This window comes from Pedobacter sp. AC190 (genome assembly GCF_979258025.1).
In genome coordinates this window covers 758,640-778,909 of record NZ_OZ409824.1, presented here as the reverse complement: position 1 = coordinate 778,909, position 20,270 = coordinate 758,640, and the positions used below count along the sequence as shown (strand labels likewise).

At 35.5% G+C, this 20,270-nt stretch carries 17 protein-coding genes; 7 read left to right on the top strand and 10 right to left on the bottom strand.

What is annotated here, in order from left to right:
* The first annotated feature begins 170 nt into the window (after positions 1-170).
* The 4 genes from ACZZZI_RS03465 (at position 171) to ACZZZI_RS03450 (ending at position 5,998) form a co-directional block, all read left to right on the top strand.
* On the top strand, positions 171-1,178 hold the full coding sequence (locus ACZZZI_RS03465) for a sensor histidine kinase (protein ID WP_463488564.1): 1,008 nt from the start codon (positions 171-173) through the stop codon (positions 1,176-1,178).
* A 2-nt stretch (positions 1,179-1,180) separates the two neighbouring features.
* Positions 1,181-1,888, top strand: a complete 708-nt coding sequence (locus ACZZZI_RS03460) for a LytR/AlgR family response regulator transcription factor (protein WP_463488563.1) — start codon at positions 1,181-1,183, stop codon at positions 1,886-1,888.
* 105 nt (positions 1,889-1,993) lie between these two features.
* Positions 1,994-2,461: a nucleoside triphosphate pyrophosphohydrolase family protein gene (locus ACZZZI_RS03455; protein WP_316759479.1), complete on the top strand. Its 468-nt coding sequence runs from the start codon at positions 1,994-1,996 to the stop codon at positions 2,459-2,461.
* A gap of 150 nt (positions 2,462-2,611) precedes the next feature.
* Positions 2,612-5,998, top strand: coding sequence for a DEAD/DEAH box helicase (locus ACZZZI_RS03450; protein WP_463488562.1), 3,387 nt, complete (start codon positions 2,612-2,614; stop codon positions 5,996-5,998).
* A gap of 81 nt (positions 5,999-6,079) precedes the next feature.
* Here ACZZZI_RS03450 and ACZZZI_RS03445 read toward each other — a convergent pair whose 3' ends face one another.
* From ACZZZI_RS03445 to ACZZZI_RS03430, 4 genes are all read right to left on the bottom strand, one after another.
* The gene (locus ACZZZI_RS03445; protein WP_463488561.1) at positions 6,080-6,871 is read right to left on the bottom strand and encodes an NAD(P)-binding domain-containing protein; all 792 of its coding nucleotides are present in this window, start codon (positions 6,869-6,871) and stop codon (positions 6,080-6,082) included.
* A gap of 195 nt (positions 6,872-7,066) precedes the next feature.
* Positions 7,067-7,999, bottom strand: a complete 933-nt coding sequence (locus ACZZZI_RS03440) for an NAD-dependent epimerase/dehydratase family protein (protein WP_463488560.1) — start codon at positions 7,997-7,999, stop codon at positions 7,067-7,069.
* Between the two features lie 129 nt (positions 8,000-8,128).
* Entirely contained in the window at positions 8,129-8,728 is a 600-nt protein-coding gene (locus ACZZZI_RS03435; RefSeq protein WP_316759469.1) for a Crp/Fnr family transcriptional regulator, read from the bottom strand.
* A 62-nt stretch (positions 8,729-8,790) separates the two neighbouring features.
* Positions 8,791-9,372, bottom strand: coding sequence for a thymidine kinase (locus ACZZZI_RS03430; protein WP_316759466.1), 582 nt, complete (start codon positions 9,370-9,372; stop codon positions 8,791-8,793).
* 186 nt (positions 9,373-9,558) lie between these two features.
* Here ACZZZI_RS03430 and ACZZZI_RS03425 point away from each other — a divergent pair, with 186 nt between their 5' ends.
* Positions 9,559-10,710: a hypothetical protein gene (locus tag ACZZZI_RS03425; RefSeq protein ID WP_463488559.1), complete on the top strand. Its 1,152-nt coding sequence runs from the start codon at positions 9,559-9,561 to the stop codon at positions 10,708-10,710.
* Positions 10,711-10,789: 79 nt separating this feature from the next.
* Here ACZZZI_RS03425 and rodA read toward each other — a convergent pair whose 3' ends face one another.
* The 6 genes from rodA to purH form a co-directional block, all read right to left on the bottom strand.
* Positions 10,790-12,055: a rod shape-determining protein RodA gene (rodA, locus tag ACZZZI_RS03420; protein WP_316759462.1), complete on the bottom strand. Its 1,266-nt coding sequence runs from the start codon at positions 12,053-12,055 to the stop codon at positions 10,790-10,792.
* Positions 12,052-14,061 (bottom strand): penicillin-binding protein 2, encoded by a 2,010-nt coding sequence (mrdA, locus tag ACZZZI_RS03415; RefSeq protein WP_463488558.1) that lies wholly within the window; start codon positions 14,059-14,061, stop codon positions 12,052-12,054. The genes rodA and mrdA overlap by 4 nt, the downstream gene beginning before the upstream one ends.
* The gene (locus ACZZZI_RS03410; RefSeq protein WP_316759457.1) at positions 14,061-14,576 is read right to left on the bottom strand and encodes a rod shape-determining protein MreD; all 516 of its coding nucleotides are present in this window, start codon (positions 14,574-14,576) and stop codon (positions 14,061-14,063) included. The genes mrdA and ACZZZI_RS03410 overlap by 1 nt, the downstream gene beginning before the upstream one ends.
* Positions 14,573-15,409, bottom strand: a complete 837-nt coding sequence (gene mreC, locus ACZZZI_RS03405; protein ID WP_424060431.1) for a rod shape-determining protein MreC — start codon at positions 15,407-15,409, stop codon at positions 14,573-14,575. The genes ACZZZI_RS03410 and mreC overlap by 4 nt, the downstream gene beginning before the upstream one ends.
* Positions 15,410-15,483: 74 nt before the next feature.
* The gene (locus ACZZZI_RS03400; RefSeq protein ID WP_056092903.1) at positions 15,484-16,506 is read right to left on the bottom strand and encodes a rod shape-determining protein; all 1,023 of its coding nucleotides are present in this window, start codon (positions 16,504-16,506) and stop codon (positions 15,484-15,486) included.
* A gap of 489 nt (positions 16,507-16,995) precedes the next feature.
* Entirely contained in the window at positions 16,996-18,522 is a 1,527-nt protein-coding gene (gene purH, locus ACZZZI_RS03395; protein WP_316760124.1) for a bifunctional phosphoribosylaminoimidazolecarboxamide formyltransferase/IMP cyclohydrolase, read from the bottom strand.
* 646 nt (positions 18,523-19,168) lie between these two features.
* Here purH and ACZZZI_RS03390 point away from each other — a divergent pair.
* Together ACZZZI_RS03390 and ACZZZI_RS03385 are read left to right on the top strand one after the other, a co-directional pair.
* Positions 19,169-19,747, top strand: a complete 579-nt coding sequence (locus ACZZZI_RS03390; protein ID WP_463488557.1) for a dihydrofolate reductase family protein — start codon at positions 19,169-19,171, stop codon at positions 19,745-19,747.
* A gap of 20 nt (positions 19,748-19,767) precedes the next feature.
* The gene (locus tag ACZZZI_RS03385; RefSeq protein ID WP_344764852.1) at positions 19,768-20,223 is read left to right on the top strand and encodes a nuclear transport factor 2 family protein; all 456 of its coding nucleotides are present in this window, start codon (positions 19,768-19,770) and stop codon (positions 20,221-20,223) included.
* The last annotated feature ends 47 nt before the right edge of the window (positions 20,224-20,270 follow it).

Genomic DNA, 20,270 nt, shown 5'->3' with positions numbered 1-20,270 from the left:
ATAATAATCTTTTTATCTGTTGATTGGGTGATTTTTTGAACCAAAGAGTACAAGTATCAGTTTCCTTATTAAAATAGACTTTGTCCTTAATATTGAGGTGTTGGGATAATTTTTTTTAGGTTTGGAATAAGAAGATTTAGCCTTTGAAATGCTTTGTCTAGTTTTAGAACATGAAAAATACAAAAGTCATTTTTATACACCTGCTCTGTTGGGTATTAATTCTTACTTACCAATATAGTGGCTACCTTATAGAATCAGCAAGTTTTGTAAGTATTGCCTTAGGCGTTTCCATGACAATTATTCAAATTGTTGAATTTTATATTTGCTATTTATGGGTGTATCCTAAGTATTTGAAAAAGGGTAAAATCCCTCAGCTAGTTTTAGGTGTAATATTTGCGCTGGGTGTTTTTATAGCGTTACGCTTTCTTATTGAGGAGATATTGTATTTGAACTGGTTTAATTTTCATAATTACTCCGACCAAACCACTACAATTAGCTACATTATAGATAACATTTACTATGGTATTTCTTACATCACCATTTCGGCTGCGGTTTATAGTGTACAACAGAACTTTAAAACTGAAATTGCGAATAGAAAATTAAAGGATGAGGTTGTAAAATCAGAGCTTGCTTTTTTAAAATCACAAATCAATCCGCATTTTTTATACAACACTTTAAATTATGTGTATTCACTGGCCATTCCTGTTTCCGATAAACTGGCTAATGCTATATTGCGATTATCTGATTTAATGCGTTACACTTTAAACGAAAGCCCTGACGGACGAGTAAGCCTCGTTAAAGAAGTAGAATATTTAGAAAGTTATATTGAACTATTTAAAATGCGCTTTGAGCCTAATTTCTTTGTCGATTTTAATGCAGAAGGCATTGTAGAGCAAAAAGTTGCTGCTTTAGTGTTAATTCCTTTCGTAGAAAATGCTTTTAAACACGGGGTTTTAAACGATGAAAAACATCCCGTAAGGATAAAATTAAAAGTAAATGGAAAAAGGCTGAGTTTTGAGGTAAGCAATAAAATTAGCCATGCACAAAAAGATCATTCAAGTGGCGTTGGATTGGTTAATATTCATCGTAGGTTAGATTTAATTTATCCAGATCAGCACGAATTATTAATTTCGAATAACGGAAATACTTATAAAACCACATTAATAATAAATCTTTAATTATGATTCGATGTTTAGCTGTTGATGATGAATCTTACGCATCAGATATTATTGCCGCATTTATTAATAAAACACCTTTTTTAACACTAGTTGGCACAACAACTAATGCTTTCGAAGCTTTAAACCTAGTTCAAAATGGCCAGGTAGACCTGGTGTTTCTGGATATTCAAATGCCTGAATTAACTGGAATTCAGTTTTTGAAAATATGTGGCGATAAATGTAAAGTAATTTTAACAACAGCATATCCAGAATATGCACTCGATGGTTTTGATGTAGTAGATTACCTTTTAAAACCAATTTCTTACGAACGTTTTTATAAAGCTGTGCAAAAAGCACAACAAATTATAGCACCCGCACAAAACGAAGTTGTAAATCAACCTGCTACAACCAACGATTTTATCTTTATTAAAGGCGATACCAAAAACAAATTTATTAAGGTAAATTATAATGAAATTTTATACATCGAAGGCTTGAAAAACTACGTTTCAGTTTACACAGCAAATCAAAGAATCGTAACTTATCAGGCATTACGCGAACTGGAAACACAATTGCCGCAACCACCTTTTTACAGGGTTCACAAATCCTATATCGTATCACTCGAAAAAATTAAAATGATTGATGGCAATACGCTTTACATTGGCGATCAATCTATCCCAATTGGGGATACTTATAAAGAAGATTTTTTTAAAATCGTTAGAGAAAACAAATAAACTGATTTTTTATAATTGTGATTAACCTGATTTATGTTTATAAAACGACAAAAATATTTATATCGATTTTTTTAAGTTTGCAGCATTATAAAACCAAACATTATTATGCAAGAAACGAATTCTTTAAACCAGGTTGCAGAATTTCACACCACATTTAAACACCCGATTTTAGAATCGCCTGTTATTCCATCAAAGCAACGTGCAAATCTTCGCATTTCACTTTTAGCAGAAGAATTAAAAGAATTACAGGAAGCGGTTGAAAATGATGATTTAGTTGAGGTTGCAGATGCACTTTGCGATTTGCAATATGTTTTGGCAGGCGCCATTCACGAATTTGGTTTGGGTGGAAAATTTAAAACCTTGTTTGATGAAGTGCACCGTTCGAACATGAGCAAAGCTTGCAAAACTGTAGAAGAAGCAGAACAAACTATTCAGTTCTATTTTGATAAAGACCAAACTGAATCATACTATAAAGAAATCGACGGATTGTTTTTAGTATTCAGGAAATCGGATGATAAAACTTTAAAATCAATAAACTATTCGCCTGCCGATATAAAAGGCTTGCTAGGCTAACCACTATAAATTGACGATTTAAGAAATATAAGTTCAAATTAAACCTATATTTCTTAAATGTCGTTGTAAGCCAATAAACGCTTAATGAATTTTTAAAGCCATAAATTTAAAAGCGTTTCCTTACTTTTATTCCTCAATATTTACTTTTAAATGCAGGAAAAAAACACCGAAACAGGCGAAAAAGAAATAAATCCATACGATTATATCTTATCGGATTTTAATCTCAAACACCTGAGTCATTTATTTATCCTGAAACACTTAAGGCAACAAATTCATACCGATACCAAAGGTTTTTTTAGTCTTTTCCCTGAACAGATTGAAATAGACTTCGGCGCTTTTAGTCATGAATCGGCTACTTTACCTTTTCCAATAGTACAAATACAGCAAACCGCAAACCTGGTAAAGTTATCTTGCCGTTGCGATACGCCTAAAAACAAACTTTGCGAACACCAGGCGCAGGTTTTGTATAACATTTTACAACGCCAGGATTTGCTGGTATTTTTTGATGAAAACCTTCGTAGGCAAAAACTTAAAAAGATTGCGGTTGATTATGGCTTGGAAAACGAAGAAAATCTCGACGCAAGATTCAACCTTAAATTCGAAAACGGAGAATTAACAATTAAACCTAAAATTGCTGCCTTGCAAGCTTTTAATACCGAAGCCAAGCAGCAACTAGCAGCGGTTTTGTTGCCCGATAAGAAATTAAAAATTCCGCCTAGGAATCAAAAAGATGCCAATAAAATGATTCTGGTTTTAAGCCAGCATCGTTATTACAATAATCTGAATATAGAATTATTCGAAGCACAGATTACCAAAACAGGAAAGGCTAAAAATCCCTTTAAATCTGTTAGTCCTGCCGATTTAATATTTAAAGTAGAAGACAATTCAGCACTTAAATATTACAGTGGGGTTTCTAAATTTCAAAATAATTATACACCAGGTCAGGTAGAAACGGAACTTGAAGCGTTAAAGGCGATCGCTAAAAACCCATTGAACATTCCTGTTTATTTGCACGATGCAAAGGCATCTGTAAATATCCAAGCGTCCTCAATTACAGCAGTTGAGTTGATGGTTTTGGATGCAGATTTAAGGTTAACCGTTAATCAGAAAGACGATTTCTTTGAAATCAGTGGACGATTAATTATTGAAGGCAATGCCTATGCTTTAGAAAACTTAAGGATTCGTCATCAGTATTTTGTGCAGTTAAATAATAAACTTTATTTGCTGCCACGTGCCGACTTGGTTAAAGTCATTAGCTTTTTTACCAAACAAAGTAATCGTTTGGTTATTCATAAAACCAAGTATGCAGAATTTCAAAAGAATATTCTTATTCAGCTCGAAGGCAGCATACAGGTAGATTATTCGTACTTAAAACCCGCAACACCAAAGCAGATTGAAGAAAAGGGCTTCGATTTAGAAAACGAGAAACTAATTTACCTTTCCGAATCGGAAGATTATATTTTGATTACGCCAGTAATGCGCTATGGAAATTTGGAAATACCCGTATTATCCAAAAAGCAAATACAGGCACAAGATAAATTTGGAAATCTTTTTACGTTACACCGCGAAGAAGATGCTGAATTACAATTTACGGCCGAAATTTTAAAGCAACATCCATTTTTTTACGACCAGGAAACGAACGATTCCTATTACCTTCATCGGAAACGGTTTTTAGAGGATGCCTGGTTTTTAGATGCTTTTGAAACCTGGCGCAGTAAAGATATTCATATTCTGGGCTTTAATCAGCTCAAAAATAATAAGCTTAACCAGCATAAGGCCGAAATTAATATTGAGGTTTTAAGCGGTACCGACTGGTTTGAAACCAAGGTTCAGGTAAAGTTTGGCAAGCAAAAAGTAGCACTAAAACATCTTCATAAATCCATAAGAAATAAAAGCAAATTTATTACCCTTGATGATGGAACACAAGGCATTTTACCTGAAGAATGGCTAGAAAAATTTACAGGCTATTTTAACGCTGGCGAAATTGTTGAAGACAGTTTATTTACGCATAAAATCAAATATGCTTCGATAGATGATTTATATGAGGATGCCTTGCTTGATGGACAGGTACGGAATGAATTGCAGAATTTGAGACAAAAATTTGATGGAATTAATGCTGCGGAAGAAGTAGAGCTACCAAAAGCTTTAAAAGCAACCCTTCGTCATTACCAAAAAGACGGCTTAAATAGGCTTAATTTTCTGGATGATTTTAATTTCGGCTCTATACTTGCCGATGACATGGGCTTGGGGAAAACCATCCAAATTATCGCCTTTATTTTATCGCAAAGAGAAAAGGTAGAAAATAATGTCAACCTTGTGGTTGTTCCAGCTTCGTTAATTTTTAACTGGAAAGCCGAAGTAAAGAAGTTTGCACCATCGATTAAGGTTAAAACTATATATGGTGCCGACAGAATCAAAAATACAAATGATTTTGAAGGTTTTGAAATCATCCTGACTTCTTATGGAACCTTACTTTCTGATATTCGTTTTCTAAAGGATTATCGTTTCAATTATATTTTCCTGGATGAATCTCAAAATATTAAAAATCCAGAATCGCAACGTTATAAAACGGTAAGGATGTTGCAATCCAGGAATAAAGTGGCCCTTACAGGCACGCCAGTAGAGAACAATACTTTTGATTTATATGGACAGCTTTCTTTTGCCTGCCCTGGTTTATTCGGTAGCAAACAACAATTTGCAGATCTATATTCTACGCCAATTGATCAGTTTAAAGACAGTAAACGAGCTGCAGAATTGAGAAGAAAAATAAAACCCTTTATTCTCCGACGAACCAAAGAGCAGGTTGCAAAAGAACTGCCTGATAAAACTGAAATTGTTTTGTATTGCGAAATGGGTGAGGAGCAACGAGAAGTTTACGAGGCCAATAAAAAGGAAATTCAAGATTATATTATGGGTAAAAGCGAAGATGATTTACCCAAAAGCTCTATGCATGTGCTACGAAGCATTACACGTTTAAGGCAAATTTGCAATTCGGCCGCCTTACTTGCCGATGGCAAGTCCTATTTACAGGCTTCTTCAAAAATTGATGTATTGATGGAGCAAATAGAAAGCAAGGCAGGAAATCACAAAATCCTTGTTTTTTCTCAATTTGTTACCATGCTCGATTTGATTAAAAAACAGCTTCAAGTTAAAGGAATCCGCTACGAATATTTAACAGGTCAAAGCCGTAAAAGAGAAGAAATTGTTCAGTCTTTTCAGAATAACGCCGATATTCCTGTGTTTTTGATTAGCTTAAAAGCTGGTGGAACAGGCTTGAATTTAACACAAGCCGATTATGTTTATTTAGTAGACCCATGGTGGAATCCAGCTGTTGAAAATCAAGCCATTGATAGGGCTTACCGCATTGGGCAACATAAAAATGTGATGGCTGTACGCTTAATTTGTCCAAATACAATTGAGGAGAAAATAATGAAGTTACAATCCGTTAAGAAGGATTTAGTAAAAGATTTGATCCAAAATGAAGGTATTATATTTAAAAATCTAACTAAAAAAGCTTTGTTAGGACTGTTAAGTTAATCCTAGTAATTAGCGGGAGAAAAAATCTATTTTCTAAATCGACGTTTTTTTAATGCTTTGAAATCTGCGGAAGAATCTAATCTACAATGCTATCTGGAATTCATAACCCAAATAATTAGGCACATTTAAGCTTTCTACAATTTTCCAGCTTTGTTTTTCCTCCAAAAATTCCGGTTCTTCGATTGCCGATTGTTTTGCTGCTTTTACATAAAAATCTTTCTTTGTCGGATGATCTGGAGAGCAGGCATTATAAATTCTGCCAAATGCTTGTTTATCTAATATGGCTTCGGCTATACCTACTGCATCTTTTTGATGAATCAGATTAACAGGAGCTAAGCCATTTGCAAGGTTCTTTTTTCCCGCAAAAAACCTTCCTGGGTTTCTATCTGGACCAATTAATCCCGCGAAGCGGATAACCGTAAAATCATTTGGGTAATATTCTTTTAAGATTTGCTCTGCCAATAAAACCACTTTTCCCGAATCTGTATCCGGACTAGTTTCGTTGGTTTCGTTTACTATCTTATTCTCGTCGTTGTAAACACTCGTCGAACTGATTAAAATAACTTTGGATGTTTTCCCTTTAGCAGCGTTTAAAATTGCTTTAATCTTATCAGGATAATTATGTAACTCGTTCGAATTCCTTTTAGGTGGAATGCAGATAAAAAGTGCCTCTGCTTCAAAGAAAATTTCCTCTGCCTGAATATGTTCAGGGGTGAAATTGATTAAGAAAGGTTTAATGTGGTTTTCACTTAGCAATTGAATTTTCTCATGCGTTGTAGTGGAACCATTAACCAAATAGCCTTCAGCAACCAACTTCTTTGCCAAAGCCAACCCAAACCAGCCGCAACCTAAAATAGAAACAGTTTTAATCATATATTAATATGGTCTTAAAATATTAATTGTTTCGGTCGGTGAGACACCAACCGATAGTTTAATTATTATCAATTATTTCGGTCGGTGAAGACACTAGCCGTTAGTTTAATTATTATCAATCGTTTCTGTCGGTGAAGACACAACCGAGAGTTAATCGATGCTTTAAAGATAGGCAGTTTCACCATCAAATTCTGGTCAATTCTGCTTCTCGTACATCGTTTCAGATAGTTTTAAAATTCCATCGTAATAGCTCGTTGGTTTAAAGTTAAAGGCCTTTTCGAATTTTGAAGAATCGAAGTGATAATCATGATCATACTGATAATACATTTCTACCGTCCCTGCCACTACCTTTTTAAAGAAACCCACCAAACGTAACATTAGCTTATTAATGGTAGAATAGCTGGGTTTGGTTCCATAAATCTTTGCCGCCATTTCTATAAATTCTTTTCCTTTCAAAGGTGCTGATGTTGGTAAATGCCAGATTTGGTTACCCGAATTCGGAGTTTGTCCGAGTAAAAACATGGCTTTACCTACATCTTCAATATAAGTAAAGCTGTGTAGTGTATTAGGATTGCCGATCCATTGTGCACGGCTGTTTTTGGCAAATTTGTCCAGTACCATCATATCGAAAAAACTATTCATGGAGTCAGCACCATAAAAATCTGCTGCACGTGCAATGGTTACATTAATTGTACCTGTCTTGCTTTCTTCCATTAGCTGTTGAGCTATTTTAGCCCTAACTTTTCCTTTTAAACTTTGCGGATTATATGGCGTGCTTTCAGTCATAGCGCCATTCACCAGTCCGTACATATATACATTGTCAAAAAATATTAACCTCGCACCTGTATTTTTGCATAAATTAATTACGTTTTCGATAATAACAGGCCATTGTTCCTGCCATATTTTGGCATCGTAAACCAAACCTGCACATAGATAAATTACGGTCGAACCTGCTGCTGCGGCAAAAAGTTCTTGTTGGTTTAATAAATCGGCCTTAACCCAGCTTACTTTAGGATTGGTAGTGGAAACGGGTTTCCTGCTTACTAATCTAACCGTTTCATTTTTGGCTGTTAATTCTTTAGTAAGTGCGTTTGCTGTTGGCCCGCCAGCGCCTAATATTGTGTGCATATCTTTTTTCTTTTTGATTAAATCAAAGTTAGCGCACGCGTTAGGATAAAAACGTTAACAAAAGATAAGGATTACAGATGGAGTAATTATAATCATTAACTGCTCAAGGGCATCCATAGTTAACGCTTTTTATTGTAATAGCGTCCGTTTGCGGATACGGGATAGAGAAACTGGTGTAATGCCTAAAAAATTGGCAATAAAGTGTTGGGGAACACGCTGAAAAATATCACTCCTTGTTTTTTCGAGGCTGGTATATCGCTCCTCGGGGCTCTGGGTAATAAAAGAGGTTACCCGATCATCATAACAACAAATGTAATATTCGGCAACCAAACGGCCAAAGCGTTCTATTTTTAGGGCTAATAACGGCAGGCTTAACATTTTCTGAAAATTGTTATATGAGATTAGTACAAGCTCAGTTTCTTCCAATGCCTGAATATAATTTGTACTAGGTGTGCGTCTTAGAAAGCTTTTATAGGCACTTGCCAATTCATTTTCGAAACTGAAATAACCTGTAATTTCTTGTCCATCTTTTAGATGATAATAACGCAAAGCACCCTTCACAATGAAAGCCATGTGATCGCATACTTTTCCCTCAATGGCAAAATGTTCTTTTTTATTTAAGCTTGAGAAACTTAGATGTTGAATGAAAACTTCCCACTCCCTTTCGGTAAATGTTACAAATTGGGCTATACCAGTTCTAAAAGCATTAAGTTGAAATTGTCTATCCATATCAAGAATGAAATTCTCATTAAAATAATTAATCAATAAAACAATTTAACAATTGGCCAAATCTAGCCCTTATCTAAATTATAGCAAGCTCTGCAACGCGGTTCGTAACTTTCCTTTTCACCAAGTAAAACAGTCGATTCATCGGCAACCGTACGATAGCTGTATAAAGCAGGATTACCACAGCAAACACAAACTGCATTCACTTTTGTTACGTGCTCAGCAATCGCCATTAAAGCGGGCATTGGTCCGAAAGGTTTCCCAGTAAAATCCATATCCAAACCAGCAACAATAACCCGAATGCCTTTCATAGCAAGTTTATTGCAAACATCGGGTAATTCGTCATCAAAAAACTGGGCTTCATCTATACCAACAACTTGGGTATTGGTGCCTAAAAGCAAAATTGCAGATGCGCTATCGACAGGAGTAGAATTTATTGAATTTAAATCATGAGATACGACGGCACTCTCGTGATAGCGTGTATCTGTTCGGGGTTTAAAAATTTCGACATTTAATTTAGCAATCTGAGCACGCTTTAATCGGCGTATTAATTCTTCGGTTTTGCCCGAAAACATCGAGCCGCATACCACCTCTATGCTACCCGAAAATTCGCCTCTTCTTCTAAAATTTTGTTCACTAAATAACATGCTCAATACTTATAATGTTCAGTTTCAAATCTTTTAAAGCATTTGAAAATAGGATAAAACTTTCTTTTTTAAGTTAAATTTGATAAAGAAAGTATAATTTTTAAACCGAACAAATATGAGAATTATGTGTTATTTTTGAATACATAGTTACCAACATAAATCGGCAAAAAAATCGTTTAATATTATATGATGAATCAACAAGACATTTTCAGAAAGATAGGCAATATATTAACAGAACTAAATGAACAATACCAGTTTCTGGCTAAAAATGCTGAAAATCTTAATGAACTTGAAATGGAACTTTTTCTGGCCAATGCAGATTTCCTGTCAGATCATGTAAGAATTGCACAGAAACTAAATACCTTAACTGCTCCAGCGCACCCAGCAGAAAGTGATCCAAATTTTTTATTGGAAGAACAAAATACCATTGTTTTACCCAAAATAACTGAAAGCTATGCGGCAGACGAAGAAGCGCCTAAGTCATCTTCTGAATTAGAAGCATTTGCAACAGCGGAGGAAGAAGAAGAACGTGTAGATATACAGCCTGAAGAAGAGCGCATCGAGGATGAAATTATTCACCAGGAAACCGCCGAAAAATTGTTGGAAAAGGATTTTTTTAAACCAGATCAGGACGATCATACCTTTGAATTTGTATTAGGGAATCATTCTGCCGATGATAAATTCGATTTTGAAGAAAAATCAGTTGATGAAATTTTCGACCGCCCCTTAAGCAGAGCTGAAGAAGAAATATTAGCGCAGAAGAAAAGAATTCACGAGAAAGAGCAAGAACCTGTAAACGAATCTTTAGAAGCAGAAAATGATGAAATAGGACCAGAGCCTTTCTTAATTCCTCATGAAGAAGAAGCTAAAGAGGAATCCCAAACGCTGTTTACACAAGTAGAATCAAAGCCTATTGAAGATATTAAAGTCGAGAAATTTGATGATCCAATTATTTCTCCACCTGTAGAAGAACGCCCTGTTTTTGTTCCACAAGCAGTTCCTGTAAAACCTGTAGAAGAGCCAAAAGCTGATAAACCAACGCCAAGTTTAAATGATTTACTAGCCAAAACTAATGGGCAAACAGAAACCGTTAAAGCGCCAATTGCTGATTTGAAACAGGCCATTAATTTAAACGAAAAGTTATTATTTATTAAAGATCTTTTTAGCGGTTACAATATGGCTTATTCTGAGGCAATTGATATTGTAAATAAAATGCCAAATTTTGAATCTGCCGATAGTTTCTTGCAAAATAACTATGCAATTAAAAATAATTGGGCCGGAAAACAAAATACAGTCGATCAGTTTTACGAATTATTAAACAGAAGATTTAGCAAATAGAGCAGGGATTAAAGAAAGAATAAATAGCTAAGAATTTAGTATATCTTTTTTAGTTGGTATTTGTTTGTTAATCTAGCTCTTAAATAAAACCCATCCTGTTCGAATCCAGTTTAAGGAAAATGAACAGCAATATGGTAAAGCTCCAAAGCGACGAACCACCATAGCTAATTAATGGAAGGGGAATGCCAATAACCGGAATAATACCGATGGTCATGCCGATATTTATAAAAATGTGAAAAAATAAAATACAGGCTACACTATATCCATAAACCCTCGAGAAGGTAGATCGTTGTCTTTCTGCCAGGTTAACTAATCTTAACAAAAGAAAACAATATAAGCCAATTAAAACAGAACAGCCTAAAAAGCCCCATTCTTCGCCAACGGTTGAGAAAATAAAATCGGTACTTTGTTCGGGTACATATCCATACTTTGTTTGTGTACCCTGCATAAAACCTCTTCCAGTTGCCTGGCCCGAGCCGATGGCAATCTGCGATTGAATTACATTATAACCTGCCCCCTTATTATCGGTTTTCAAACCAAGCATTAATTCAATACGGCTACGCTGATGAGGAGCAAGAACTTTTTCGTAAGCAACCTTAATTAAAAACAGGTATCCTATAGCAAATAACGTAACGAATACAGTTGTAATAATGAGCTTTTGTTTGCGCTTATTTGCGTAGATAAATAAACCACCAATAGTAGTTAAAACAATAATTAATATATATGTCGGAACCAGGAAATCAGCGATAAAAAGCACAATCATTCCTAAAAATATCAATAGAAAATAACCAGATAAACCTTCTCTATATAAAGGGAACATAAATGCAAGGAAAACCAATGCCGATCCTGTATCAGGTTGAAGCATGATTAATGCCAAGGGAGCCAATACGATTAGGGCGGCAAAAAATATCGATTTAAAATCTCTGAATTTTGGATTAAAAGTACTTACATAACGTGCTAAAAATAGTGCCGTTCCAAATTTTGCAAATTCTGATGGCTGTAGCCTAAAAGAACCTATCGGTATCCATGCCTGGTTGCCACCAACATTTCTACCAACAACAAGTACTGCAACCAAAAGCAGCAGGGTAATGCCATAAATAAATGGCGAGAATACATTAAATAATCTTCCATCGAACAGCAGGATAGATAAACCCAATATTAAGCCCGAAACAATATAGATTAATTGTTTACCATAACTGCTGGTAAAATCGAAAGCTGTTGCATTTTCTGGATGGGGAATAGATGCATAAATATTGGTAAAGCCAATGGCGCAAAGCGATATATAGATTAAAACAGTAATCCAATCTACGTTAAAAAAGAAACGATTTCCCTGTTGTTGAATCATTTTTTATTGGTTTCTATTTTATTAGCATTAATAGTCGGTTTGTTAATCAATTTTACGGATAGGGGCGTTTTAGTTATTTGGCCTTTAATCCGTAAACTATCGTTAACTTTTTTAATAGAATCTGCTTTTTTTAATTTTAAGCTATCTGCGGCTGTTAATTTTATTTTTTTTGTTTTATCGATTAATGCAGGTAGTAAGTTTTGGTTTTTCATCCATTCTACCTGATTAGCCCTTGTGCCTGTTACTTTACCCTGGATATATTTTTCTACCATATAACTGGCAATCGGAGCAGCGTAAGTACTGCCATAACCAGCGTTTTCTACAATAACCGCAATTGCAATTTTCGGATTGTCGCGAGGAGCAAAACCAATAAATACAGAGTGATTTTTACCTCTGGAGTTTTGAACGGTACCCGTTTTTCCACACATTATAATATCTGGAATACGCGATAAAACTGCCGTTCCCCACGGACTATTAACAGCATCCTGCATTCCATCAATTACAGGTTCAAAATGTTTTGCATCTACACCAACATAATTTTTGGTTACATATTCTTTTTTTACCAGCATTTTATCGCCCATGGCTTTAATTAAATGCGGCTTTATGTAATAACCCCTGTTTGCAATAATTGCCATTGCATTAGCAATTTGTAGGGGCGTTGCCGTTATTTCACCCTGACCAATAGCCTGTGAAATTACTGTGGTATAACCCCAGCGTTTACCATATATTTTATCATAATGATCCGCATTATAAAAATAACCTTTCTTTTCAAAAGGTAAATCTATGTCGAGTTTAATGCCAAAGCCAAATTTTGATACCCGATCACGCCAGTCTTGATAGGTTTGACGTTGGTTTTTCATGCCGTTTTTGGTAATCAGTTTTTGAAAAACATAACAGAAATATGTGTTACAACTTCTGGCAATTCCCCTTCGCATGCTGATGTTTCCATCAACGTGTTCGCATTTTACTTTATGATTTCCTGCCATGTAATAACCTGGACAGTTGAAAGTTGTATTTACATCGATAACACCTTCTTGCATCCCAATAAGCGCATCAATAGGTTTAAAAGAAGAACCTGGAGGATAATATCCTTGAATAGGCCTTACCATAGAAGGGCGATAGGGATTCCCGATCAAGCTCATATAATTATTTCCCTGGCTTTTTCCAACCAGCAAATTTGGGTCGTAACCAGGGCTACTAACCATTGCAATAATTTCGCCCGATGAAGGTTCTATAGCTACAATTGCCCCCACTTTATTTTGCATTAATTCTTCGCCCAGTTTCTGAACTTCAATATCAATTCCAGAAACTAACCGTTCGCCAGAAACTGCATTAATATCGTATTTTCCATCAGCGTAACTTCCTTGTGGTGTGTTTTTAGCATCGTAAACCGTATTAACTACTCCGCGTTCTCCACGTAAAACCTCTTCGTAAGAGCGTTCAAGTCCGCTTTTACCAATGTAATCACCAGATCGGTAGTAACCTTCAGATTTATCAATATCTACCTGACTAACCTCTTTTACGTAACCAAACAACTGTCCTGCAACACTGTCTGGGTAATGACGAATGGTTCTATCCTGTGTAGAAAAACCAGGGAATCGATACATAATTTCCTGCAAGCGGGCATAACTCTGAACAGAAATTTGCTTGGAAAAAGGAGTAGATTGATAATTAGATTTTCCTTTTGCTTTTTTTAAATTTTTGCGTACATCTTCGATCGAAATTTCAAGTGCATTAGCAAGGGCAACCGTATCAAAAGGCTTTACCTCATTCGGAATCACCATTAAATCGTAAACAGGTTCGTTTTGCACGATAACCTTATTATGGCGGTCTAAAATGGCCCCACGGGCAGGGTATTTAAATTTCTTCTTAAGTACGTTACTTTCGGCAGCAACAAAAAATTTATCGCTAACAATTTGTATATAAAAGAGTTTTGCCAGTAAAATAAGCACCACCACAACAAACAAGCCCTGTACTACATATTTTCGATTAAATAACTGTTCCATTAGCGAGATGTTCTTTTATAGAAGATAAACTCAACCAGCAGGATAATTAGTAAGGTAAGAATACAGCTTAATCCGCATCTTACTAAAGTATAACCAATTTCTGTTAACCTAAATGTTTCTAAGAAAAATAGCACAAGGTGATGCGTAATTACACACAGAAAAGCATATAGCGAAAACCACTGAAAGCCCATATAACTTAAAGAAGGTTCAGGATCGTCAATTGCATCTTTGTTTAAACTTATTGAAATAAAAGAGATTCTAACAAACGCCAAAACTACACAGGCAGTAGCGTGTACACCCATTGTGTCGTAAAAGGTGTCGAGTGTTAAACCCGTTCCAAATGCCAGTAAGTACAATACAATATTTGGAATTCCAAATGGCAGGAGCAATAGAAATAATACGTAAATAAAAGGCGTAGACAAATCATAGAAACCCATGTTTTTGAGCAGAAAGATCTGCACAAATAAAAGGATGAACCATCTGATTACGTTAACTATGATTAATCTGCTGTTCATTTTAATTTAACAGGGTTTTCTAAAGTTTCTTGCTCCTTTGCTAATTTATCTTTTATAACGTAGACATATTGCAGTGTACCAAAATCGTTAAATAAACTAACCTCTCCCGATAAGAAATTATCATTTGTGGCAATATTTGTTTTGCTTAATCGGCCAACAAGAATTCCAGCTGGAAACTTTCCGTAACCCGAAGTAACTATTGTATCGCCAATACTCATTTTGATATGATTAGGCACTTCCTTAATAAATGCCTTTTTGATATCAAAATTTCCATCGCCCCAAACTAACGAGCCAATGGCATTATTCTTTTTAATAACAACGCTTATTTTAGTGTCTTTATGCAGTAGCGACTGAATGGTAGCCAGGTGTGGAGATACATCTCGTATAAAGCCAACCACGCCCCGCTGCGGAGAAATTACAGCCATATTAGCCTCAATTCCATCCAGCGTACCTTTGTTAACCGTCATTACGTTATTACGCAAAGTAATTGAGTTTTTAACAACTTTAGCTGCCAGATAAGTATATTGTTGGTTGGTTGTGGTATCGATAACTTTTGTGTCTTTTGCAGAATCAATCGTAGTTAAACCTAATAATCTTGTTTTAAGTTTAGCATTTTCTGCCGCAAGACTATCGTTTACCATTCCCAGGTTTAAATATCTTTTAAAAACATTTAATCGTTCGTAAGCAGTACCGACAATTTCGTTGGTCGAGTTTAAAGTTACGCTACGTTGATATGAATTGTTTTTTACCGTTAAGTAAATCCCTACAATAAAGAAAATTATAAACAAGAAGAATGCGTTATATCTGCTTATGAAAATCCAAAGGTTACGCATTTTGTAATAAGTTATAAGTAATATGTTGTAAGTTACAAGACTTAAAACTTATAACTTACAACGTATAATATGAATTATTGCATTAAGAATTTATAAGTTCCGATGTTTTTAAGGGCTATACCAGTTCCACGAACAACCGCACGTAACGGATCTTCGGCAACGTGAACAGGTAATTTTGTTTTAGCCGCAACACGTTTATCCAGTCCTCTTAATAATGCACCACCGCCAGTTAAATATATACCAGTTTGATAAATATCTGCAGAAAGCTCCGGAGGTGTAATCTCTAATGCTTTTAAAATCGCTTCTTCAATTTTAGAGATCGATTTATCTAAACAATGCGCAATTTCGGTGTAAGAAACCGTAATTTGTTTAGGTACACCAGTCATTAAATCACGACCTTGAACCGCGAAATCAGCAGGGGCATCCTGTAATTCAGGCAAAGCTGCACCAACTTCGATTTTAATTTTCTCAGCCGTACGGTCACCAATCATAATGTTGTGCTGGCGACGAATGTAGTTTACAATATCAGAGTCAAAATTATCTCCCGCAACGCGGATAGACTGGTCGCAAACGATACCAGATAAAGCAATAACCGCAATTTCAGTCGTACCACCACCGATATCGATAATCATATTACCCATCGGTTCTTCCACGTCAATTCCAATACCTACTGCAGCAGCCATTGGTTCGTGAATTAAATAAACCTCTTTAGCACCTGCAATTTCAGCCGAATCACGTACCGCACGTTTCTCCACCTCGGTAATGCCCGAAGGAATACAAATTACCATACGTAAAGAAGGAAACATCCAGCCTTTACCGCCATTTAGCATTCTGATCATACCTTTAATCATAGCCTCAGCAGCATTAAAATCGGCGATTACACCATCTTTTAGTGGGCGAACGGTTTTAATATTATCGTGGGTTTTTCCCTCCATTTGCATGGCCTGGCGACCAATAGCAATAACTTTGTTTGTAGTACGATCAAAAGCAACGATAGATGGTTCATCTACAACCACTTTGTCGTTATGTATAATAAGGGTATTCGCAGTGCCTAAATCGATGGCAACTTCTTGCGTAAACCAGTTAAATAATCCCATGTAGAAGGTGTCTTTATTTTAATTTTGTTAAATCTATACTATTCCTAATGTAAAAATAGCTTTTTTATTGCTTTAAGTTTTATTTTCATCCTGCATTTAATTGATTTTGTTGCAATTAAAATATTTCGAAAATCAAAACCTGTAATTCTTAGGTTAAATCAGCCCCGCTTTCTGTTTCAATCTTTTTGTGCGTGTCAGTCTGATCTTGTCGAAGACCGCTATCAAAAAGTATTTCCACTTCAATCGGGTTTATTTTACTCGGGTTTGGTTTTTTAAATGCCATTCCCTTTCTAAAATCCCAAACATTGTCAGTCTGAGCTTGTCGAAGACCATCGCCAAATTGACTAAAAGTTTTCTATCGCTTTAAGATTTTTCATCTCCTAATTTTGTTTTTAATGGTATTCAAGCTTGCTTCGCAGGTGCTTCGTGCCTCACAATAACGAGCATGAAGGTAATCTCACGTTAAGAACCTTAAGCCTTAAACCTAAACTAGTGTTTAAAGTGTCTCACGCCCGTTGTAACCATTGCAATGCCTTTTTCATTTGCTTTTGCAACCGAATCAGCATCTTTAATCGAACCTCCTGGTTGTAAAACAGCTGTAATTCCAGCTTCAGCAGCAATTTCCACACAATCAGGGAAAGGGAAAAAAGCATCCGATGCCATTGCACTTCCTTTTACACTGAAACCAAATGATGCCGCTTTTTCAATCGCTTGTCTTAAAGCATCAACTCTTGAAGTTTGACCAACCCCGCTTGCAATTAAAACATCATTCTTAACCAAAACGATGGTGTTCGACTTAGTATGTTTTACAATTTTGTTCGCGAAGTATAAATCTTTTAATTCTTGTTCTGTAGGCGCTTTATAGGTAACGGTTGTCATTTGCTCAGGACCTTCGATAATTAAATCTTTATCTTGCTCAATTACACCGTTTAATAATGTTTTAAATTGTTTTTTACTCAATTCAACCTCGTTGCGTTGTAAAATAACACGGTTTTTCTTTTTACTGAATAACTCAACAGCTTCTGGCTGGTAAGATGGCGCAATTAAAACCTCGAAAAACAAATTGTTAATTTCTTCAGCAGTTGCTAAATCAACTTCCACATTGGTAATAAGAACACCACCAAAAGCAGAAACTGGATCGCAAGCTAATGCATCAATCCAAGCTTGTTTAACAGTAGGGCGAGAAGCAATACCACAAGCATTTGTATGTTTTAAAATGGCAAAAGTTGGGTCTTCAAACTCATCAATTAAGGCAACAGCTGCATCAACATCAACCAAGTTATTATAAGAAAGTTCTTTTCCATTTAATTTGGTAAACATTGCATCTAAATCGCCATAAAATACACCACCTTGATGTGGGTTTTCACCATAACGCAAAGTTTTAGCTTGAGTTACACTTTGTTTGAAAACATCAAGTGGTTCTTCCTGATTGAAATAGTTGAAAATTGCGGTATCGTAATGAGAAGAGGTATGGAAAGCCGTTTTCGCGAAAGACTTACGTTGCGCTAATGTAGTTTCGCCATTTTGCGCCTCTAATTGGGCTTGTAAAGTTGGGTAATCGTTTTTAGATGCAATAATGACTACATCGTTAAAGTTTTTAGCTGCGGCACGAATTAATGAGATACCACCGATATCAATTTTTTCGATAATTTCTTCTGCTGTACCACCTGCTTTTACGGTTTCTTCGAATGGATATAAATCAACAATAACCAAATCAATTTCTGGAATTTCGTATTCTGCAATTTGTTGTTTATCGCCTTCTAAGCCTCTGCGGTTTAAAATTCCACCGAATACTTTTGGGTGTAATGTTTTAACACGTCCACCTAAAATGGAAGGGTAACCAGTTAAATCTTCAACCGCGGTAACAGGCAGGTTTAAATCCTTAATAAATTGCTCGGTTCCACCTGTCGAGAATAGCTGCACGCCCTGAGCGGCTAACAATTCTACCAACGGGGCTAAACCGTCTTTATAATATACTGAAATTAAAGCGTTTTTGATTTTAATGGACTGACTCATTCTACTGTAAATTTTGAGCCGCAAAGGTAGTAAAACAGGATTGTTTTTTTTGTATGTTAAGCATGTAAAAATCGATTAAATAATTAAAATAAATTAATAAACCTGGCTTGCATAAAAATATTAATCATCTTCTGGTTCGAAAAACTAACTACAGGCTTTCTCCGCCCATTTTAGTGTCATCATTTAGAAAAAAAAGATTCGGCAATTTTATCAGTTAATTGTGTGCGTTTTTTCGGTTATCTTTCTAGTTTATTTTCATAATAACATGGGGCAAGAAATTTGTTATGATCCCCACTTAATCGGGTAAGCTATATCCTTTCTTCGCCTTCGCTTAGTCCTCTTGCTATTCCCACACCAGTCTCAACGCATACTACCTACTGGCATACGTTTTTATACGTCGAAGTATTCTCGAAGCAAACCCAAAGCATTGTGGGAGCATGGAGCAAGCATGCATAGCTAAAACACGGACTGGAGTCTGATTGGATACGGATTTGATATTTTAGAAAATGATGGAAAAGTTACTATATTGGATTGATCAATCCCTTGATATTCAAATATAAAAAACTTCTTGGCCCTAAAATTTCAAGTTATTAAATATTTTAGATTAAGGAGCAATAAAAACAATATATCACTAAATTAGAATCCTATGGGGAAAATAATTTCATTTATGCATATATCGCTCGATGGGTTTGTAGCTGGTCCGAATGGAGAAATGGACTGGATTAAAGTTGATGAGGAAATTTTTGATTATGTAGGAAAGCGCATTAGCAAAAGCGATACAGCCTTGTACGGAAGATTAACTTATCAGATGATGGAAAGTTATTGGCCGACGGCAGCAGACCACCCGACAGCAAGCAGGCACGACATTGAACACTCAAAATGGTATGGTAAAGTTCAGAAAGTTGTATTATCAAAAACAATAAATAATGCGGGATTGATTAATACAGAGATAATTAGCGAAAACCTTACTGATCGTATAAATGAAGTAAAACAGCAAACAGATACAGAAATTTTGCTTTTTGGTAGCCCGACCGCAACACATTCACTTATTCAACAGAATTTAATTGATGGCTACTGGTTATTTGTTAATCCAGTTATTCTTGGACGAGGCATTCCTTTATTTGTAGATGTTAAAGAAAAAATAAAACTCAGTTTATTGGATACCCGGCAATTTGATTGTGGCGTAACTGCATTAAGTTATATAGTCGAAAAAAAAATAATTTAAATTTCGATAAATTAGTGAAAATGAAGATAATAAAACCTTTTTTGTGCCTTATATTGTTGCTGGTGGCTAATTTAGTTTTCGGGCAGACTAAACAAGATAGTTTAGCTATTAAACAAGCAGCGCTTGATTATATAGAATCTCAGCATAAACCAAATCCAAAACAAATGGAAGATGCATTACACCCAAGAATGGTAAAACGCACTTTTTGGAAAGATAAAGCAACGGGTAAAGATTATGTACGAGAAACCACAACAGAATCGATGGTTTTGCTTGCGGAAACTTATAACAAAAACGGTGACAAATTCCCTAAGCCACCTAAAAAAGAAATCTTATTGCTTGATGTTTCGGAACGTACAGCTTCGGTAAAGTTAATTGCCGATGAATGGATTGATTATATTCACATTGTGAAGCTTAATGGTATTTGGAAAATTATTAATGTTCTTTGGCAGTATAACGATATCAAGCAGCATGAATAATAATACTCAGGCGGAACTTTAAATAAAGATCTAAGAAAAGAAACACT

Excerpts from the sequence above, each read along its gene's own strand:
- ACZZZI_RS03465 (WP_463488564.1), top strand. The coding sequence starts at position 171 with ATGAAAAATACAAAAGTCATTTTTATACACCTGCTCTGTTGGGTATTA.
- ACZZZI_RS03460 (WP_463488563.1), top strand. The coding sequence starts at position 1,181 with ATGATTCGATGTTTAGCTGTTGATGATGAATCTTACGCATCAGATATT.
- ACZZZI_RS03455 (WP_316759479.1), top strand. The coding sequence starts at position 1,994 with ATGCAAGAAACGAATTCTTTAAACCAGGTTGCAGAATTTCACACCACA.
- ACZZZI_RS03450 (WP_463488562.1), top strand. The coding sequence starts at position 2,612 with ATGCAGGAAAAAAACACCGAAACAGGCGAAAAAGAAATAAATCCATAC.
- ACZZZI_RS03445 (WP_463488561.1), bottom strand. The coding sequence starts at position 6,871 with ATGATTAAAACTGTTTCTATTTTAGGTTGCGGCTGGTTTGGGTTGGCT.
- ACZZZI_RS03440 (WP_463488560.1), bottom strand. The coding sequence starts at position 7,999 with ATGCACACAATATTAGGCGCTGGCGGGCCAACAGCAAACGCACTTACT.
- ACZZZI_RS03435 (WP_316759469.1), bottom strand. The coding sequence starts at position 8,728 with ATGGATAGACAATTTCAACTTAATGCTTTTAGAACTGGTATAGCCCAA.
- ACZZZI_RS03430 (WP_316759466.1), bottom strand. The coding sequence starts at position 9,372 with ATGTTATTTAGTGAACAAAATTTTAGAAGAAGAGGCGAATTTTCGGGT.
- ACZZZI_RS03425 (WP_463488559.1), top strand. The coding sequence starts at position 9,559 with ATGATGAATCAACAAGACATTTTCAGAAAGATAGGCAATATATTAACA.
- rodA (WP_316759462.1), bottom strand. The coding sequence starts at position 12,055 with ATGATTCAACAACAGGGAAATCGTTTCTTTTTTAACGTAGATTGGATT.
- mrdA (WP_463488558.1), bottom strand. The coding sequence starts at position 14,061 with ATGGAACAGTTATTTAATCGAAAATATGTAGTACAGGGCTTGTTTGTT.
- ACZZZI_RS03410 (WP_316759457.1), bottom strand. The coding sequence starts at position 14,576 with ATGAACAGCAGATTAATCATAGTTAACGTAATCAGATGGTTCATCCTT.
- mreC (WP_424060431.1), bottom strand. The coding sequence starts at position 15,409 with ATGCGTAACCTTTGGATTTTCATAAGCAGATATAACGCATTCTTCTTG.
- ACZZZI_RS03400 (WP_056092903.1), bottom strand. The coding sequence starts at position 16,506 with ATGGGATTATTTAACTGGTTTACGCAAGAAGTTGCCATCGATTTAGGC.
- purH (WP_316760124.1), bottom strand. The coding sequence starts at position 18,522 with ATGAGTCAGTCCATTAAAATCAAAAACGCTTTAATTTCAGTATATTAT.
- ACZZZI_RS03390 (WP_463488557.1), top strand. The coding sequence starts at position 19,169 with ATGGGGAAAATAATTTCATTTATGCATATATCGCTCGATGGGTTTGTA.
- ACZZZI_RS03385 (WP_344764852.1), top strand. The coding sequence starts at position 19,768 with ATGAAGATAATAAAACCTTTTTTGTGCCTTATATTGTTGCTGGTGGCT.